The 19,374-nt window shown below is 69.3% G+C and carries 14 protein-coding genes; 10 read left to right on the forward strand and 4 right to left on the reverse strand.

The window, feature by feature from the left end; all coding sequences use genetic code 11:
- The first annotated feature begins 398 nt into the window (after positions 1-398).
- From ngcE to ACIGJO_RS27485, 9 genes are all read left to right on the forward strand, one after another.
- A complete protein-coding gene (gene ngcE, locus ACIGJO_RS27445) occupies positions 399-1,844 on the forward strand; it encodes an N-acetylglucosamine/diacetylchitobiose ABC transporter substrate-binding protein (protein WP_399962503.1) in 1,446 nt (481 codons plus the stop codon).
- A 48-nt stretch (positions 1,845-1,892) separates the two neighbouring features.
- Entirely contained in the window at positions 1,893-2,813 is a 921-nt protein-coding gene (locus tag ACIGJO_RS27450; RefSeq protein ID WP_399962505.1) for a carbohydrate ABC transporter permease, read from the forward strand.
- Entirely contained in the window at positions 2,813-3,778 is a 966-nt protein-coding gene (locus tag ACIGJO_RS27455) for a carbohydrate ABC transporter permease (RefSeq protein ID WP_399962507.1), read from the forward strand. The genes ACIGJO_RS27450 and ACIGJO_RS27455 overlap by 1 nt, the downstream gene beginning before the upstream one ends.
- Positions 3,779-4,072: 294 nt before the next feature.
- Complete coding sequence (locus tag ACIGJO_RS27460; RefSeq protein ID WP_399962509.1) at positions 4,073-5,272, forward strand: ROK family protein; 1,200 nt, start codon at positions 4,073-4,075, stop codon at positions 5,270-5,272.
- Positions 5,273-5,394: 122 nt separating this feature from the next.
- On the forward strand, positions 5,395-6,492 hold the full coding sequence (locus ACIGJO_RS27465; RefSeq protein WP_399962511.1) for a substrate-binding domain-containing protein: 1,098 nt from the start codon (positions 5,395-5,397) through the stop codon (positions 6,490-6,492).
- A 227-nt stretch (positions 6,493-6,719) separates the two neighbouring features.
- Positions 6,720-7,535 (forward strand): ATP-binding cassette domain-containing protein, encoded by an 816-nt coding sequence (locus ACIGJO_RS27470; RefSeq protein WP_399962805.1) that lies wholly within the window; start codon positions 6,720-6,722, stop codon positions 7,533-7,535.
- On the forward strand, positions 7,532-8,878 hold the full coding sequence (locus tag ACIGJO_RS27475) for a sugar ABC transporter permease (protein ID WP_399962513.1): 1,347 nt from the start codon (positions 7,532-7,534) through the stop codon (positions 8,876-8,878). Before ACIGJO_RS27470 ends, ACIGJO_RS27475 begins: the two co-directional genes overlap by 4 nt.
- A 202-nt stretch (positions 8,879-9,080) precedes the next feature.
- Positions 9,081-10,994 carry a 1-deoxy-D-xylulose-5-phosphate synthase gene (dxs, locus tag ACIGJO_RS27480; protein ID WP_399962515.1) on the forward strand — a complete coding sequence of 638 codons (1,914 nt, stop codon included), beginning with the start codon at positions 9,081-9,083 and terminating at the stop codon, positions 10,992-10,994.
- 142 nt (positions 10,995-11,136) lie between these two features.
- Positions 11,137-12,639 (forward strand): amino acid permease, encoded by a 1,503-nt coding sequence (locus ACIGJO_RS27485; RefSeq protein ID WP_399962517.1) that lies wholly within the window; start codon positions 11,137-11,139, stop codon positions 12,637-12,639.
- Between the two features lie 6 nt (positions 12,640-12,645).
- Here the strand turns inward: ACIGJO_RS27485 and ACIGJO_RS27490 are convergent, their stop codons facing one another.
- Positions 12,646-13,056 (reverse strand): NTP pyrophosphohydrolase, encoded by a 411-nt coding sequence (locus tag ACIGJO_RS27490; protein ID WP_399962519.1) that lies wholly within the window; start codon positions 13,054-13,056, stop codon positions 12,646-12,648.
- Between the two features lie 37 nt (positions 13,057-13,093).
- Positions 13,094-14,182 carry an LCP family protein gene (locus tag ACIGJO_RS27495; protein WP_399962521.1) on the reverse strand — a complete coding sequence of 363 codons (1,089 nt, stop codon included), beginning with the start codon at positions 14,180-14,182 and terminating at the stop codon, positions 13,094-13,096.
- Between the two features lie 309 nt (positions 14,183-14,491).
- Between ACIGJO_RS27495 and ACIGJO_RS27500 the strand changes: the two genes are divergently transcribed.
- Positions 14,492-15,658 carry a hypothetical protein gene (locus ACIGJO_RS27500; protein ID WP_399962523.1) on the forward strand — a complete coding sequence of 389 codons (1,167 nt, stop codon included), beginning with the start codon at positions 14,492-14,494 and terminating at the stop codon, positions 15,656-15,658.
- A 69-nt stretch (positions 15,659-15,727) separates the two neighbouring features.
- On the opposite strand, the gene ACIGJO_RS27505 is transcribed toward ACIGJO_RS27500, so the two are convergent.
- Positions 15,728-17,710 carry a glycosyltransferase gene (locus ACIGJO_RS27505; protein WP_399962525.1) on the reverse strand — a complete coding sequence of 661 codons (1,983 nt, stop codon included), beginning with the start codon at positions 17,708-17,710 and terminating at the stop codon, positions 15,728-15,730.
- A complete protein-coding gene (locus ACIGJO_RS27510) occupies positions 17,707-19,344 on the reverse strand; it encodes a stealth family protein (RefSeq protein WP_399962527.1) in 1,638 nt (545 codons plus the stop codon). The genes ACIGJO_RS27505 and ACIGJO_RS27510 overlap by 4 nt, the downstream gene beginning before the upstream one ends.
- Between the last annotated feature and the right edge of the window lie 30 nt (positions 19,345-19,374).

A 19,374-nucleotide genomic window follows, 5' to 3' on the forward strand; every position in this document is an offset into this window, starting at 1 on the left:
GCAAGGGGTCGCTCAGGTGAATCGACCGTAATGCGGAAATAGGTGCCCCGCGATCGGGGCGCACGGTGCCGAGGTGTCCAAGAGGTCTCAACTCGGGAAAGACTCCAGCCCAAACCGGTATTCGATCTTGCTCAGTTGGCAACAAGTGGACTATACCTGTCGGCACCCGCGCAGCTGTTTCACACGGTTGCGCGGCGGGGGGACGGGGGATGTTCGCGGGGACGCCGAGGTGTTCGCGCTGTACGGTCATCTCCCGATACCCCGCGGCACGTCAATGCCGGTACATATCTGTTTGACCCAAGCGCAACTGACCGCGGTGGCGGGGCCCTTCGCCTGAGGCGAATCTTTACGGGTGACCGGCACACCGCCTGAGTCCTGGAGAAGGCGAGGACTTGAGCATGGGATCCACCTCCGCCCACAACAATGAGGGCCTTGGCCGTCGCGATCTGATCAAGCGGTCTGCCGCACTCGGCCTGATCGCTGTTCCGACGATGAGTTTCCTGTCCGCCTGCGCGAGCGGAGACAGCGGAAGCGACGACAAGGTCGAAAAGGGCACGAAGTCCGCCAAGAATCCGCTGGCGGTCAATGAGAGCGCCCCCCTCGAACTGGTCATCTTCGACGGTGGATACGGCACGAAGTACGCCGAGGACGCCCAGGCGTCCTACGAGAAGGCCTTCCCCAAGGCGAAGGTCACCTTCTCCAAGACGCAGAAGATCCAGTCCGTGCTGCAGCCGCGCTTCAACGGCGGCACGCCTCCGGACCTGATCGACAACTCCGGTGCCCAGCAGATGGACATGGGTGTCCTGGTCGGGAAGGGACAGCTCGCGGACCTCACCGCGCTGCTCGACGCGCCCTCCATCGACGACCCGGCCAAGAAGGTCCGCGACACGCTGCGCCCGGGCATCGTCGAGATGGGCCAGTTCGACGGCGACCCGTGCTGGATCCTCTACTACGCGTACACCGTCTACGGGGTCTGGTACTCCCAGACCGCGCTGGACAAGCTCGACGCCCAGTACCCGGAGAACTGGGACGACATGCTCGCGCTGTGTGCGAAGGCCAAGAAGCAGGGGATCGCGGGCTGGACCTACCCCGGCAAGCACCCCTACTACCTGCCCTTCTCGCTCTACCCGTTCATCGCCAAGATCGGCGGCGTCGAGGTCCTCGACGCGATCGACAACCTGGAGCCGAAGGCCTGGGAGCACCCCGCCGTCAAGGCGGCCTTCGACGCGTACTACGAGCTCTACGCCAAGGGCTACATCCTCAAGGGCACCCCGGGCCTGGACCACCGCGGTTCGCAGGGCGCCTGGGCCCGCGGCAAGGCGCTGTTCATCCCGAACGGCTCCTGGGTCGAGAACGAGGAAGCGGCGATCATCCCCAAGGACTTCAAGCTGTCCGTGGGCGCTCCCTCCAGCCTCGACTCCTCCGATGCGCTGCCCTTCGGCACCATGTGGGCATCCGGCGGCGAGCCCTTCATCGTCCCGGCGAAGGCGAAGAACCCCGAGGGCGGCATGGAGCAGCTGCGCATCATGCTCAGCGAGGCGTCCTCCAAGGTCTTCACCTCCAGCAGCAAGTCCCTGTCCGCCTTCAACGGCGGCACCGAGGGCATCGAGCTGTCGGACGGCCTGAAGGCGGGCGTCGCCGCGCTGGAGAAGGCCGGCACCAACGTGGTCAACCCGCGCCTGCAGGACTGGTACGTGAAGCTCCAGAAGGAGCAGATCGGTGTCGCCGCGCTCGGCGAGATGATGGCCGGCCGCGCCAACCCGGCGGAGACCATCAAGAAGATCCAGGCCTTCGCGGACGCGGCGGCCAAGGACCAGTCCATCAAGCACTACAAGCACCAGTGACAATGCGTCACCAGCGGCGGCAGCGCAGGAAGGTCGGAGTCGGTAACGATGCAACACGGTAAATACCGGTTCATAGTCGGGTTCTTGGTGGTGCCGATGGCGCTGTACGTCATCTTCGTCATCTGGCCGTTCATCCAGTCCATCTACTACTCGTTCACGGACTGGACGGGTCTGAGCCCCGACTTCAAGATGGTCGGCTTCGACAACTACACCAAGATGTTCGATGACGACGTCTTCTGGAAATCCCTGCAGCACAGTGTGCTGCTGGCGGTGCTGCTGCCGCTGGTGACGCTCGGCCTGGCGCTCTTCTTCGCCTTCATGCTCAATGTGGGCGGGCGGCGGCGCAGGGGCGCCGCCATCGCGGGTGTGCGCGGCTCGGGCTTCTACAAGATCGCCTACTTCTTCCCCCAGGTGCTCTCGATCGCGATCGTGGCCATCCTGTTCCAGTTCGCCTTCGACCCGGCCCAGGGCATGATCAACGGCACGCTCAAGGCCTTCGGCTTCGAGGACGTGCCGGACTGGCTGGGCGATCCCCAGCTGGCCCTGTGGTGCATCGCCGCGGTCCTCGTCTGGTGCACGGTCGGCTTCTTCGTGGTGCTGTTCTCCGCGGGCATGGCCTCCATCCCCAAGGACTTCTACGAGGCGGCGCTGCTGGACGGCGCGAGCCGCTTCACGACCTTCTTCCGGATCACGCTGCCGCTGCTGTGGGACACGGTCCAGTCCGGCTGGGTCTACATGGGCATCCTGGCGCTCGGCGCCGAGGGCTTCGCCGTCGTCCACATCATGAGTGTCGGCCCCGGCGGACCGGACTACTCGACGACCGTCCTGCCGCTGTACGTGTACCAGGCGGCGTTCCGTGACGGACAGGCGGGCTATGCGACCACGATCGGTGTCGCCCTGCTCCTCGTGACGCTGGCGTTCGCCGCCATCGTGATGCGGCTGGGCCGGCGCGAGCGGCTGGAGTTCTGATGAAGACCACTGAAACCCCTCCCACCGGCCCGTCGGGCCACCCGGGTCCCGCCGGCTCCACCGCACCCGGTGGGCCGGCCGTACCGGAGCAGCGCACCGGCGGGGCCCGCGAGGGCGGCTCCGCCCCGAGGAAGAGCGGCGAGGGCCACGTCCTCAACGTCTTCTCGCACGGGATGCTGATCCTCTGGGCCATCATGGTCGTCATGCCGCTGTTCTGGGCGGTGATGTCCTCGTTCAAGAGCGACACGGACATCTTCAACTCCCCCTGGTCGCTGCCCGGCTCGCTGGACTTCTCCAGCTGGGGCAGGGCCTGGAACCAGGCCAACATGAGCGAGTACTTCCTCAACACCATCCTGGTGGTGGGAGGGTCGCTCGTCGGCACCCTGGTCCTGGGGTCGATGGCGGCCTATGTGCTCTCGCGCTTCGAGTTCCCCGGCAACCGGTTCATTTACTTCTTGTTCGTCGGCGGGATGAGCTTCCCGGTCATGCTGGCGCTGGTCCCGCTGTTCTACGTCCTGGACAATCTGGGGCTGCTGAACACGATCCACGGCCTGATCCTCGTGTACATCGCGTACTCGCTGCCGTTCACCGTGTTCTTCCTGACCTCGTTCTTCCGTACGCTGCCGACCTCGATCGCGGAAGCCGCGATCATCGACGGTGCCTCCCACACCCGTACGTTCTTCCAGGTCATGCTGCCGATGGCCAAGCCCGGTCTGATCAGCGTCGGCATCTTCAATTTCCTGGGCCAGTGGAACCAGTACATGCTGCCCACGGTGCTGAACACCGACCCGGACAAGAGGGTGCTCGCGCAGGGGCTGGTCGAGCTGGCGGCCAGCCAGGGATACAAGAGCGACTATTCCGGTCTCTTCGCCGGTCTGGTGATCGCGATGCTTCCCGTTCTGGGGGCGTACATCATTTTCCAGCGGCAGGTCGTTTCGGGTATGACGGCGGGCGCTCTGAAGTAATTCCGTCCGCTCGGTCTCCGCGTTCGCGCATTCCGTGCGAACGGTGAATGCCCCGGCAGGTACATCCGCCGGGGCATTTCCGCGTCCACCTGGCGTTTCCGCCGGATCCGGCGGCGGACGGCGCGCCGCGCCGGCCGTCCCGCCAGGCCCTGCGCGCTCAGGTCTTGACGGGAGGTGCCCCAGAACGTTCAGCTTGGAGTTCACATGTTGGAGAAAAGTCGGGGCCCCATTTGGTGCGGCCCCGACCGGGACGGCCTTCCGCGCCGTCCGCCAAGGGCAGGAGTGGATGAGTCGATGGAGACTCCCGGGTCGCAGACGTCTCTGCATCGGGCCAACCTTGAGCGGGTCGTACGAGCCGTACGGATGGCCGGGTCGCTCACCCAGGCGGAGATCGCCAGGAGCACCGGCCTCTCCGCAGCCACCGTCTCCAATATCGTCCGCGAGTTGAAGGACGGCGGAACGGTCGAGGTGACCCCCACCTCGGCGGGCGGCCGCCGGGCCCGCAGCGTCTCGCTGAGCGGGGACGCGGGCATCGTCGTGGGGGTCGACTTCGGCCACACGCATCTGCGGGTGGCCGTCGGCAATCTGGCCCACCAGGTGCTGGCGGAGGAGTCCGAGCCGCTGGACGTCGACGCCTCGTCCGCGCAGGGCTTCGGACGGGCGGAGACGCTGGTCAGGCGTCTGATCGAGAACACCGGGATCAGCCCGGAGAAGGTGATCGGCGTCGGTCTCGGTGTCCCCGGCCCCATCGACGTCGAGTCCGGCACCCTGGGCTCCACCTCGATCCTGCCGGGCTGGACGGGGATCAATCCGAGCCAGGAGCTCGCCGGGCGGCTCGGTGTTCCGGTGTACGTCGACAACGACGCCAACCTCGGGGCGCTGGGCGAGCTGGTCTGGGGGAGCGGACGGGGGGTGCGCGATCTGGCGTACATCAAGGTCGCGAGCGGTGTCGGCGCCGGTCTGGTGATCGACGGGACCATCTACCGGGGCCCCGGCGGCACGGCCGGCGAGATCGGGCACATCACGCTCGACGAGTCGGGACCGGTGTGCCGCTGCGGGAACCGGGGCTGCCTGGAGACCTTCACGGCCGCCCGGTACGTCCTGCCCCTGCTCCAGCCCAGCCACGGTTCCGATCTCACCATGGAGCGGGTGGTCCAGCTGGCCCGCGAGGGTGACCCGGGCTGCCGCCGGGTGGTCGGTGACGTGGGGCGGCACATCGGCAGCGGGGTGGCCAATCTGTGCAACCTGCTCAACCCCAGCCGGGTGGTGCTCGGCGGTTCCCTGGCGGAGGCCGGTGAGCTGGTGCTCGGGCCGATCCGCGACTCGGTGTCCCGGTACGCCATCCCCAGCGCGGCGCGGCAGCTCTCGGTGCTGCCCGGGGCGCTCGGCGGACGGGCGGAGGTGCTGGGCGCGCTGGCCCTGGTACTCAGCGAGATGGGGGATTCAACCCTTTTGGAGAACACTTTCCCCGCAGGCACTCCTGCCTTCACTTAGATAACGAATGGCACCGTTGTCATCTCGTTAAGAATTTACTCCTTGACGCTGACGTTGCGGCCGAGTTGACTTCCGTCCACCTCGGCCGCGACGTTGCGGCCACGTCAGGGAGGCAAACCCCCATGATCGCAATGACGCGACGCATCGTCATCGGTACGGCGGCCATTTCCATGGCCGTCTCCCTCGCCGCCTGCGGCAAGGCCGGCGACGACGCGGAGTCCGACGGCGGAGGCGACAGCAAGACCATCGGCCTGCTGCTGCCGGAGAACAAGACGACGCGTTACGAAACGTTCGACCGCCCCATCATGGAGGCGAAGATCAAGGAACTGTGCGACGACTGCGAGGTCAAGTACAACAACGCCGCACAGGACACCGAGACGCAGAAGAAGCAGTTCGACGCGCTGGTCACGCAGGGTGTGAAGGTCATCATCCTGGACTCGGTCGACTACAAGGCCACCAAGTCCTGGGTGCAGCAGGCGGAGAAGAAGGGCGTCAAGGTCGTCGCGTACGACCGGCTCGCCGAGGGCCCGATCTCGGCGTACGTCTCGTACGACAACGAGAAGATCGGCCGCCTCCAGGGTGAGGGTCTGGTGAAGGCGCTGGGCGCCAAGGCCAAGGAAAGCAACGTTGTCATGATCAACGGTTCGCCGACCGACCCGAACGCGCCGCTCTTCAAGAAGGGCGCCCACAGCGTCCTGGACACCCAGGTCAAGAAGGTCGTCTACGAGCAGGACATCCCGGACTGGTCGTCGGACGAGGCGAACAAGAAGATGGGTGCCGCCATCGACTCGCTGGGCAAGTCGGGCTTCCAGGGCGTCTACTCGGCCAACGACGGCATGGCGGGCGGCATCATCACCGCGCTGGCCAAGCAGGGTGTGAAGGTCCCCGTCGGCGGCCAGGACGCCGAACTGGCGGGCCTGCAGCGGATACTGAAGGGTGATCAGTCCTTCACGATCTACAAGCAGATCAAGCCGGAGGCCGAGACCACCGCCGAGGTCGCCGTGCGGCTCCTGAAGGGCGAGAAGATCGACGACCTGACCCCGGTCAAGGTCGACAGCCTCACGGGCGAGTTCAAGGGCATCCCGGCCAAGCTGTACGACGCGCAGGTCGTGACGAAGGAGAACATCGCCTCCACGATCATCGCGGACGAGGTCTACAAGTCCACGGACATCTGCACGGCCGAGTACAAGGCGGCCTGCGAGGCAGCCGGCATCAAGTAGGGCCGCGGTACGGCCCCGAGCCCGCGCTACGGGCCCGGAGAACCCGCGGTACGGCCCCGGAGCCCGCGGGATCGCGTGGCGGCCCCCGCGGACACGTGTCTCCGGACACCCCAGCCGGTCCGGCACCCGCCCCCTTCAACGCCCCGCAGGCAGGGGCGGGCGCCGGGCTCCCCTCGCACACCCCCCTGCTCAGCAGCACCATCCCCGCCGGTCAGGCGGCGAAGGAGATGATTCACGTGTCCGCTACGCCCGTGCTGGCGTTGCGCGGAATCTCCAAGCGGTTCGGCGCCGTCCAGGCGCTCACCGACGTGGACCTGGAGATTCACCCCGGCGAGGTGGTCGCCCTGGTCGGCGACAACGGCGCCGGCAAGTCGACGCTCGTCAAGACCATTTCGGGCGTCCACCCGATCGACGAAGGCGCCATCGAGTGGGAAGGGCGGACGGTCCGGATCAACCGGCCCAACGACGCCCAGGAACTCGGAGTCGCCACCGTCTACCAGGACTTGGCCCTCTGCGACAACCTCGACGTCGTCGCCAACCTCTTCCTCGGCAGCGAACTGCGCGCGTTCTCCGTCCTCGACGAGATCGCCATGGAGAAGCGCGCCAAGGAGCTCCTGGACACGCTCTCCATCCGGATTCCGAGCGTCCGGATCCCGGTCGCCTCGCTGTCCGGCGGTCAGCGCCAGGTCGTCGCCATCGCGCGTGCCCTGATCGGCGACCCCAAGGTCGTCATCCTGGACGAGCCGACAGCGGCCCTCGGCGTCGAGCAGACCGCCCAGGTCCTCGATCTCGTCGAGCGGCTGCGCGAGCGCGGCCACGGCGTCATCCTCATCAGCCACAACATGGCCGACGTCCGCGCCGTCGCGGACAGGGTCGCGGTGCTCCGCCTGGGGCGCAACAACGGGGTCTTCGACGTGGCGAGCACCTCGCACGAAGAGATCATCGCCGCGATCACCGGCGCCACGGACAATGCCGTCACGCGTCGCCAGGCACGCACGGCCACGATCACGGCCACGACGGCCACGAAGGAGGACGCGAAGTGAGCGACCTCGCCAAGACCCCCGGAACGTCCACGGAGAAGCCGGCTCCCCCCGGGGCGCCGGCCGCCACCGGGAAGACCGCGACGGCCCCGGCCGCCGAGCCGACCGCGGCCCCGATACCCGCCGTCGACCCCCGCCTGCTCATCCGCGAGGAGGGCATCAAGGGCTACTGGTCGGAGTTCAGCCGCAAGGTACGCGGCGGTGAACTCGGATCGCTGCCGGTCTTCGTCGGCCTGATCGTCATCGCGGTCGTCTTCCAGTTCCAGAACAGCAACTTCCTCTCCGCCAGCTCCGTCGCCAACATCGCCGTCTACAGCTCCGGCATCGGCATCATGGCCGTCGGCATCGTGTTCGTGCTGCTGCTCGGCGAGATCGACCTCTCGGTCGGATCCGTCGCGGGCGTCGGCGCGGCCGTCTGGGCCGTGCTCAACGTCAACAACGGCTGGAACGACTGGACGGCGATCCTGGTCGCCGTGCTCTCCGGCACGGCCCTCGGCGCGCTGCACGGCTTCTTCTTCGCCAAGATCGGCGTACCGGCCTTCGTGGTCACCCTGGCGGGCTTCCTCGGCTGGAGCGGTCTCCAGGACTGGATGATGGGCGGGGAGGGCTCGATCAACACGCCGTCCGGCAGTGTCGTCGAGAACCTCACCAACTACTTCTTCGCGGACAAGGCGGCGGGCTACGGCCTGGCGCTGGTCGCCGTCGTCGCGTACGCCGCCTCGCTCCTGGTGGACAGCGGGCGCCGCAGGGCCGCCGGCCTGCCCTCCCGCCCCACCGCCGAAATCGTGCTGCGCACCGGTGTCGTCGCGGTCCTGTGCTTCGTCGTCGCGTACGTCCTCAACGAGCCGTCCGGCGCCCGCGGCCTGCCGCTCGCCCTGGTGCTCTTCCTCGCCGTCCTGGTGATCGCGGACTTCGTCGCCCGCCGTACGGCCTTCGGGCGCCAGGTCTTCGCGGTCGGCGGCAACCCCGAGGCGGCGCGCCGCGCCGGTATCAACGTCGACCGGATCCGGATCACGGTCTTCGCCGTGTCCGGAACCCTGGGCGCCTTCGGCGGACTCTTCATCGCCAGCCTCTCCGGCGGCGCCACCAAGAACGTCGGCGCGGGCAACACCCTGATGCTGGTCATCGCCGCCGCCGTCATCGGCGGCACCAGCCTCTTCGGCGGCCGGGGCAAGGTCTGGTCCGCGCTGCTCGGCATGATCGTCATCCAGTCGATCCAGCAGGGCCTGAACATGATCGGCATGGCCAACGCCGTGCAGTACATGATCACCGGAGCGGTCCTGCTGGCCGCCGTGGTGATCGACTCGGTGTCCCGCCGCACCCAGAAGACCGCGGGCCGCGCCTGAAGGCTGTCCGGCCCGTCCCGCCCGGCCATAACCCTCCCGGCCTGCACCGGACCGTGCCCGGCGCCCCCGACAGGGCGCCGGGCACGGTCGTGCATCCGCCGCTGGTGTGACAGCACACCCCCGCCCGATGCCCGCGTCGGCGGGCGGAACATTAGACTCATCGGATCGGCACGCTCGACCAGCTCAACGCAAGGAGGCACGGGTGGACCTGCTGACCCGCATCGAGGGACCGCGTGATTTGGACCGGCTCAGCCTCGAACAGCTGGAGCAGCTCGCCGGGGAGATCCGTACCTTCCTCGTCGACGCAGTGTCCAAGACCGGCGGCCACCTCGGGCCCAACCTGGGTGTGGTCGAGCTGACCATCGCCCTGCACCGGGTCTTCGAGTCGCCCCGGGACAAGGTTCTGTTCGACACCGGCCACCAGAGCTATGTGCACAAGCTGCTCACCGGCCGCCAGGACTTCTCGCGGCTCAAGAGCAAGGGGGGGCTGTCCGGCTACCCCTCCCGCGCCGAGTCCGAGCACGACATCATCGAGAACTCGCACGCCTCGACGGTGCTGGGCTGGGCCGACGGCCTCGCCAAGGCCAACGAGGTGCTGGCCAAGGACGACCATGTCGTCGCGGTCATCGGTGACGGCGCGCTCACCGGCGGTATGGCCTGGGAGGCGCTGAACAACATCGCCGCCGCCAAGGACCGCCCGCTCGTCATCGTGGTCAACGACAACGAGCGCTCCTACGCTCCGACCATCGGCGGCCTCGCGAACCACCTGGCCACCCTGCGTACCACCGACGGTTACGAGCGGTTCCTGGCGCGCGGCAAGGACCTCCTGGAGCGCACGCCCGTCCTCGGCCGGCCGCTGTACGAGACCCTGCACGGCGCCAAGAAGGGCCTCAAGGACTTCATCGCCCCGCAGGGCATGTTCGAGGACCTCGGCCTGAAGTACGTCGGCCCCATCGACGGACACGACATCGAGGCCCTGGAGTCCGCGCTCCAGCGTGCCAAGCGCTTCGGCGGACCGGTCATCGTGCACTGCCTCACCGAGAAGGGCCGTGGCTACACCCCGGCGCTCCAGGACGAGGCCGACCGCTTCCATGCCGTCGGCAAGATCCACCCGGACACCGGTCTGCCGATCTCCACCTCCGGCCTGGACTGGACCTCGGTCTTCGGCGAGGAGATGGTCAAGCTCGGCAAGGAGCGCAAGGACATCGTCGCGATCACCGCGGCCATGCTCCAGCCCGTCGGCCTCGGCAAGTTCGAGGAGGCCTTCCCGGACCGGATCTACGACGTCGGGATCGCCGAGCAGCACGGCGCGGTCTCCGCGGCGGGCCTCGCCACCGGCGGACTGCACCCCGTCTTCGCGGTCTACGCCACCTTCCTGAACCGCGCCTTCGACCAGGTCCTGATGGACGTCGCGCTGCACAAGTGCGGCGTCACCTTCGTCCTGGACCGGGCCGGGGTCACCGGCACGGACGGCGCCTCGCACAACGGCATGTGGGACATGTCGATCCTCCAGTGCGTCCCCACGCTCCGGATCGCCGCCCCGCGCGACGCCGACCAGGTCCGCGCGCAGCTGCGCGAGGCCGTGGACGTCGACGACGCGCCGACCGTGGTCCGCTTCTCCAAGGGCGCGGTCGGCCCGGCCGTCAAGGCCGTCGGCAGGGTCGGCGGCATGGACATCCTGCGCGAGCCAGGCACCTCCCGGCCGGACGTCCTGCTGGTCTCCGTCGGGGCGCTCGCCCCGATGTGCCTGGACATCGCCGATCTGCTGGCCGCCCAGGGCATCACCACCACCGTGGTCGACCCCCGCTGGGTCAAGCCCGTCGACGAGGCGATGGCCCCGCTCGCCGAGCGGCACCGGGTCGTCGTCACCGTCGAGGACAACAGCCGGGCCGGCGGCGTCGGCTCCGCCGTCGCCCAGGCGCTGCGCGACGCCGGGGTCGACGTACCCCTGCGGGACTTCGGCATTCCGCCGGTCTTCCTCGACCACGCCTCCCGCAAGGAGGTCATGGCCGAGATCGGGCTGACCGCTCCGGACATCGCCCGCCAGGTCACCGGCCTGGTCGCCAAGCTCGACGGCGGCTACACGAGCCACGCCGCGGAGCCCGCCCGCGACTGACCCGTACGGCCGATGGGCCGGTCGGACCACCCTGTACGAGTGGTCCGACCGGCCCATTCGCGTGAAAGCGGGCCGGTGCCGCGCTGGGCGGCCGGTGGTGTCCCAATCATGGCGTTCACGACGAACGCGTGGAGGTACGCCGGTGAGCGCGCAGCAGGACACACCACCCAGCGGGAACAGGCTGTTCCGGACCAAGACGGTCGAACAGTCCATCCGTGACACCGAAGAACCGGAGCACGCGCTCAGGAAGTCCCTCTCCGCCCTCGACCTCACGGTCTTCGGAGTGGGCGTCATCATCGGCACCGGCATCTTCGTGCTGACCGGCAAGGTGGCCAAGGAGACGGCGGGGCCCGCCACCGCCATCGCCTTCGTGGTCGCGGGCGTCGTGTGCGCCCTCGCCGCGCTCTGCTACGCCGAGTTCGCCTCCACCGTCCCGGTGGCCGGCTCCGCGTACACCTTCTCGTACGCCTCCCTGGGCGAACTGGTGGCCTGGATCATCGGCTGGGACCTGGTGCTGGAATTCGCGCTGGGCACGGCGGTGGTCGCGGTCGGCTGGTCCGGCTATGTGCGCTCACTGCTGGACAACGTCCACTGGGCGCTCCCCGACGTGCTCTCGGGGACCGATGTGGCCGCGGGGTTCGGCTTCGACATCCTGGCCTTCGGCCTCGTACTGCTGCTGACCGTCATCCTGGTGCTCGGCATGAAGCTGTCGGCCCGGGTCACCACGGTCGTGGTCGCGGTCAAGGTGGCCGTGGTCCTGATCGTGATCGTGGCCGGTCTCTTCTTCATCGAGGCCGACAACTACACGCCCTTCATCCCGAAGGCCGAACCGCAGCCCGCCGGTTCCGGCCTGAACGCCCCGCTGGTCCAGCTGATGTTCGGCTACGCACCCACGAACTTCGGCGTCATGGGCATCTTCACCGCCGCCTCCGTCGTCTTCTTCGCCTTCATCGGCTTCGACGTGGTGGCCACCGCGGCGGAGGAGACCAAGCTCCCGCAGCGGGACATGCCGCGCGGCATCCTCGGCTCGCTCATCATCTGCACGGTGCTCTATGTCTCCGTGTCCGTCGTGGTGACCGGCATGCAGCCCTATTCCGAGCTCTCGGTGAGTGCCCCGCTCGCGGACGCCTTCAAGGCGGTCGGGCACCCCTTCTACGCCGGGGTGATCAGCTTCGGTGCCGCGGTCGGCCTCACCACGGTCTGCATGATCCTGCTGCTCGGCCAGACCCGGGTGTTCTTCGCGATGAGCCGCGACGGACTGCTCCCGAGGTTCTTCTCCAAGACGCACCCGCGCTTTCGCACCCCGTACCGTCCCACGATCCTGCTCGGCGTGATCATCGCGGTGATCGCCGGGTTCACGAGCATCAACGAACTGGCCACCCTGGTGAACATCGGCACGCTCTTCGCGTTCGTCGTCGTGGCCCTCGGGGTGGTCGTCCTGCGCCACACCCGCCCCGACCTGCCCCGCGCCTTCCGCGCCCCGTGGGTGCCGCTGCTCCCGATCGCGTCGGTGGCCGCCTCGGTCTGGCTGATGCTCAACCTGCCCGCGGAGACCTGGCTGCGGTTCGGGGCCTGGATGGTGCTCGGTGCGATCTTCTACTTCGCGTACGGGCGCGGCCACAGCCGGATGACGGCCGGCCGCTGAGGGCTGTCACGGCCGCTCCCGGCGCTCGGGGCGCCGGGGCAGCGGCCGTACCGTGCGCGGGCCCACGCACCGCGCACCGTACGCCTCGACCCGCTGCCGCAGCCCCCGGTCGGCGGTCACGACGACGCAGGGGCGCTCGCCCCGGGAGGCGGCCAGCTCGGCGATCCGGTCGTCCCCGCTGCCGTCCGCCGCCTCGACCCGCACCCCCGGCACCGGCCCGACCCCCCGGGCCGCGCCCTCGACGACCAGCACGAGTTCGACGGGGCCGGGGAGTCCGGGCAGGCCGTCCGCGGCGTACGGGACCAGGGAGTCCCGCAGCCGCTCCGCCGCCCCGCGCCGGTCCCGCCACCAGCCGTCGGGGACGGAACCGACCACGTTCGCGGCGTCGACGATCACCAGTACCGGTTCGCTCAGCATTCCGGCAGCGTGTCACGCGCCGGGGCGCAGGGCCCGCTCAGCCGCCGGTGGCGGGCGACTTCTTCGCCGACTCCGGGACGGTGCTGTCCGAATGGATGGCCTTCCACAGCTCACCGGCCTGCGGCTCGGCCGCCACGACCCGGTTGGGGTCCTTCTTGTCGTACGCCACCGGCAGCATGATGGTCTCCATGGTGGCCGGGTCGACACCGTTCATCGAACGGGCGAAGTCCCCGAGCGACTTCAGCGAGGCCAGACCGGAGTCGGTGGTCAGGGACTTGGTGGCCGAGTCGGCGATCTTGTACGACTTCGTGGGACTGCCCAGCAGGTCCTGGGACTTGACCTCGCTCAGCAGTGCCAGCAGGAACTGCTGCTGGAGGCCGATGCGGCCGAGGTCGCTGCCGTCGCCCACGCCGTGCCGGGTGCGTACGTAGGCGAGGGACTGGGTGCCGTCGAGCTTGTGCGGACCGGCGGTGAGCTTGAGGCCGGAGGACTTGTCGTCGATGTCCTGCGGGACGTCGACGGTGACACCGCCGATGGCGTCGACCAGATCCTTGAACCCGGCGAAGTTGATCTCCAGGTAGTGGTCGATCCGGACACCGGACATCTTCTCGACGGTCTTGACCACACACGCCGGACCGAGCTGGGAGTAGACGGAGTTGAACATCACGCGCTTCTCGGACGGCTGCTGCGAGCCGTCGGCCTTGGCGCACTCGGGCCGGGTCACCAGCGTGTCACGCGGGATGGACACCGCGACGGCCTTGGTCCTGCCCTCGGGGATGTGGACCACCATCGCCGTGTCCGAGCGGGCGCCGCTGACGTCGCCCCCGCCGCCCAGCTCCTTGTTCTCCGCCCCGGCACGCGAGTCGGATCCGAGGACCAGCAGGTTCTGGCCGGTGGTGGGCAGCTTCTCCGGGCGGTCGTCGCCGAGCGCCTCGTCGATGTCGACGCCCTTGATGTTCCCGTCGAGTTGGCTGTACAGCCAGTAGACGGTGCCGCCCCCCGCGAGCAGGAGGACGAGCAGGACACCGAGCGTGATCTTGAGGCCGCGGCGGCGCTTGCGCGGAGCGCGTCTCGACCGGCTTTCCCCGGATATGCGTGATCCGGTGCCGGAGGTCTGGTCTGTCATGGGCTCGTCTGGATCTTCCGTCGGGACACGCCTCGAAGCGCGTGCGGGAGGAGAGGAATTGAAGGCGGGCGGGTCCATGCGTGCCGAAGTCGCTCCGTGGGGTACCGCGCTTCTGCTCGGGCATGATGAGTGCCTCAAAGTCACATACTGCGACAGGAATCACCCGGAAATCGACCCCTGTCGAGTATTATTGTGACACCGGTTGTTGCTGTTATGGCGAAACCGGTCACTCAAACAGAGACACATGGGACTCCGCCCAACGCCGTTCGGCACCGGAGAAAGAATTCAGTGGAGAACGGTCGGGGAACGATGAGTTTGCGTACTGGGCGTAGGCGTGCCGCGGCTCCTTCCGGGAGGACCCCTGCCGGACCGGCCCAGGAGACCGGAGCGGTCCCCGGGCCCCTGGCGGCGGCACCGGTGCGGACGGACTGGCTGATACCCGCGCCGGACGGACGCCTCAGCGCGTTCGCCCCGGCCAGGACCGGCGGCGTCGTCCGCTGGACGGAGCGGCCGGCCGGCCGCGGCGGCTGGAACGGTCCCGAACTCCTGCTCGCGGACGCCCGGATACTGCCGTATCTCTGCGCCGCGCACGGTCCGGCCGGCTTCGTCGACCTGTTCGGCCTCCGGCGTACGGGCGACAGCCCCCGGGGACCGGTCGAGATCGTGTACGCCTCCCAGTACCAGGCAGGCCGCCCGATGACCGGCTGGCACTCGATCGGCAACCCGCACGGCAAGGACGCCGCCAAGGCGCCGGCCATCGGCGCACCGGTCGCCGTCGTGGACGGCGCCGACGCCCTCCATGTGTTCGTCCGCAACGCGGACGGGGGCGTGTCCACGCGCAGGCGTGCCGCCGACGGCGTCTGGGGCAAGTGGACGGCCATGCCGTGCAAGCGGGTACGCGAGGGGCTCTCCGCCGTCGTCACCCGCTCCGGCCGCGTCGAGCTCTTCATGCCCGCCGACAAGGGTGTGTACGTCTGGCGCCAGGAAACGCCGGGGGGCCCGCTGGACCGCGCCCCCAACCTGGTCTTCATCGCCCTGCCCCGGACGGCCTCCGGCACCGAGTCCTACGAGGGCCGGATCACCCACTACTGGCGCGACGAGACCTCCGGCGAGGTCGTCGCCCACCGGCTTCCGGCGGCGGACGCCCCCGACACCGTGCCCGTCTCGCTGGACGGCCGCTCGGGGCACGGCCCGCTCGCCCTCACCCGGTGCCTCGTCGACGGCTACGACTGCACCGTTCTGGCCCAGGCGGAGCAGTCGGGGACCCTCGCCCTCACCGCCTACCCGACCGAGCTGGAATCCGCCGGTGCCTGGTGGGCGGACACCCGTGAACCCTGCGAGGGCGCACCCGCGGTCGCCCTGGACCGGGAGGGGCGCCTCGTCGTCGCCGCGATCGGCCCGGACGGCCGTCTGAAGGTCACCAGGCAGCGTGCCGACCAGCAGGGCATGGCGCTGGAGGGCTGGCTCCGGCTGTGAGCCGGTGACGGCCCCCCGCGCCGGGCGCTCCCGTACGTCCGTTGTCCCGGTCATCTCCACGCTCCGCCGCTACTCGGCCTTCTCGGACACCCGGACCGACAGCTCGGTCCCGGCCGTGTAGTACGGCTTCACCATGACCGGCTGCCCCTCGCCGGTGGGCACCACGATGTTGGGGTAGGCGAACACGCCCTTCACGTCCACCACGTCCGTCAGGAAACGGCCCAGCCGCGCCACGACCGGGTCGTGGCGCCGGCCCACCCACAGGTCCCACAGCTCGTGCCGGCCCACCAGTTGCTCGGCCAGGTCCGACGCGGGCAGCGAGAAGGAGAAGTCGGCGCCGCCCGAGGAGAGGCCGGGCAGCCAGAACCCCGGCTCCTCCACACCACGCCTGCGCATCAGCAACAGCGGCTCCGCCCCGCCGAAGTCGGAGCCGTAGAGCAGCCCGCGCAGATGCATGACTCCCTGGTCGACCCAGACCTCGGTCGCCTCGGCATGCCGGTCGCGGGTCCAGGTCCGCAGCACCAGATGGCCGCTCTCGGACGCGTAGGGCAGCTGCACCACGGTGTACGCGGGCCCGGTGGCCACCGGGCCGAAGCCGCGCAGGTCCAGGGAGCCCGGCCGCACCTTGGCGGGCCTGCCCTCCCCGGTGTCCAGATGCACGTCCCAGCGGCCCTCCGCCAGCACCTCCGGGTCCGGGGGGACGAACGCCTCGTACAGATGCGGTCCGAGCCCCTCGGCGGGCAGCAGCGGCAGCCTGACGGGCTGTTCGCCGCGCGCCGCCTTCCGCTTGCGCAGGACCAGTTCGAGGTCCTTGCGGCCCTCCCGTACACCGGCCAGACGCAGGACGACCGTCCCGTTCCGCGCCACCTCGCACGAGACGGTGACCTCGGCGGCGGGGCGCCCCTCCCGGCGGTGGCGGCGGGCCGCGCGGATGACGCCCTCGAACCGTCCCGCCGAGACCTCCGGGCCGAAGGCGCGGGCGTCCTCGCGGGCCTGACGCCCCATCGCGAGGCGTGCCGGTTCGTCCTCGACCAGGCGCAGCAGCGCGGCGGCGAAGGCGTCGACGTCGTCCACCGGTGTGAGCAGGCCGTTGATCCCGTCCCGGACGATCTCCGGCGGTCCGCCCGGACAGGCGGTGGCGACGACGGGCAGCCCGCACCGCATGGCCTCGGCCAGCGACAGCCCGAAGGACTCCCGGTCCGAGGTCCCGGCGGCGATGGCGGCGGCGGCCCACCGGGCCTCCAGCCGGGGCTCCTCCATCATCAGGAACACATGGTTGTACAGGTCCAGTTCGGCGACCAGTGCGCGGAGCTGACCGTACTCCGGACCGGTCCCGAAGATCCGCAGCTGCCAGTCCGGGTGGTGTTCCACGACCCGTGCGAACGCCTGGACGAGCACGTCGTAGCGCTTCTCCGGAACGAGCCGCCCGGCCGCCATCACCACCCGGGAGCGCCCGTCGGCGGGCCGCACCCGGGGTTCGGGCACACAGTCGGGATGGGCGTGGACCGCGACCTCGCCCGGCAGTCCCGCCCGGGTGACCTCCCGGGCCTCGGCGGCACTCGGCACCACGACCGCGTCGAGCCGCCCCAGCCCCGCCCACGCGCGGCTCTGCTCCTGCGGGGACAGCACGGTGCTCAACTGGTGCAGCTGGCCCAGGCGGAGCGCCCGGGGACGTGCCCAGCGCGAGACGTAGGCGGCCAGTTCGAGGCTGGTGCCGACCACCACCTGGGCCTGGCTCGCCCGCAGGTACTCCTCGGCCTTGTCGTCCGTCAGCCCGCTGTAGCGCCAGGACATCTCCTGGGTACGCGGAATGACCCGGGACGGCGTGAGCCGGCGGACATCCTGCTTGTCCGGACGACGGCCCTCGCGCAGATCGAGCAGCGAGACGATCCGTACCCCGTGGGCGGGTGCGATGGCCGGCCGGTCGAGCCAGCGGAACACCGAGACGACCCGGACCTCGTGGGTGTCGGCGAGCGCCCCCGCGAGATTGAGGACGGCGCGGGTGGCCCCGTCCGCGGCATACGCGTTCTGAACCAGGAATTCGATCTTCATCGCGGGGCCGCGGACTTCTCGTACGGACTCGGAAGCGGAAAGTACGCCTCGAAGAAGGGATGGATCAGCGCTTCCTGATCGGCCACGTCGTCCTCGGTGGTGAAGGAGTCGTTCACACAGAAGACCGCCGCGTCACGCCGTTTGAGCAGCCGGTCCAGTTTCTTGGAGAGCTGCACCATCGAGAGATGGAGATAGGCGTACGGAATGGTGTCGGGCACGCCGCGCCCCGTGAAGTAGGAGTAGTACGGATACATACAGGTGCCGACGTCGATATCGGTCCGGCTGCGGAAACGCGCGGCCGCGGTCGCCCGGAAGACCTCGGCGAACTCGCGCTCCATCTCCTCCAGCACACTGCGCCGCAGCGGCACGGGGGTGTGCTTCATGGCGTCGATGATGGTGCGGCCGAAGCGGTCCTCCAGCAGGGCCCGGACGTTCTTGCGGGCCACCTCGTGCGGCAGGTCCTCCGGCTGGACCGGGCCCATGGGGATGCGGACGCTGTCCGGGTAGTACTTCGAGGCCCCGTTCGGCAGGAAGAACTCGTGCGGGGTGATCGGCCTGCCGACGAACACATCGTCGTTGAAGTGGATGAAGTGCTCCGACAGCCCCGGGACCCGGTGCAACTGGGCGCTGATGGCATGGGAGTTGAAGACCGGCAGCCGGCTGGTCTCGCGGAAGATCTCCCGGTGCGAGACCACCGTGATGCCCTCGGCGTCCGCATCGAGCCAGTGCGGGACCTGGTCGTCGGTGACCAGGAAGATGTGCCGCACCCAGGGCGCGTACATGTGCAGCGAGCGCATCGAGTAGAGCAGCTCGTCACGGTTGATGTAGCGCCCGGCGCTCGCGGACTCCTCGTGGAACACGTCGCCGGAGGCCTCGGCGCGGCGGCGCTGCCAGGCGGGGTCGTCGCTGTCCACCCAGGTGTAGACGACATCGATGGGGAACGTGATCTCGTCGGCGCCGGTGCAGACGAACTCCTGGCGGGTCGGCAGCCCGGCCCGCTCCGGCTTCCGGCCCCAGCGGCGCTGCTTCTGCGGGAGCTCCGGCTCCGGCGGCGCCAGCCGGGAGAAGCGGTGCGGCGAGACGAGTGTCATGTCACCCTGCACCGGGAGGAAGCTCGCGCCCCGGTTGATCCGCGGCGGCAGCAGCCGCCCCTCCTCCTCCCGCCAGAACTCGATGTCGCAGCCGTACTCGGTGCCGTACACGAGGTCGCCCGACGGATCGGCCTGGAACCAGATGGCGCGCAGGACGTCGACGGTCTCCAGCCCCTGCCAGGACGCCTCGCGGGCACCGAGGTGGAGCAGTTCGCTGGTGCGCTGGACGGGCACCTTGCGCTGGATGTACCCGGGGCTCCGGCCGAACAGCGAACGCAGCGTCTGGGCGACACGGCCCCGGTGGACGTCCCGGACACCGATCGCGGACGAGGTGTCCTCGGTCCCGGGCACCACGAAGTGCTCGACGCCGGCCTGGGTCAGCGCCGTGGACACCAGCGACAGATGCTGCGCGCGCACCGCCAGCGGCGTGAGACCGGGCTGCACGTGCGCCAGCCGGCGGTGCATGCCCACGGGAACCTCGTGCAGGCCCGGCGGCAGCGGACGCCGCTGACGGTCGACCGTGGCATTGATCGGGTGGATCACCGAATACTCCAGTACATCAGTGCGTCCTCA

It is taken from the genome of Streptomyces sp. NPDC079020 (assembly GCF_044542225.1).
Lineage (GTDB): Bacteria > Actinomycetota > Actinomycetes > Streptomycetales > Streptomycetaceae > Streptomyces.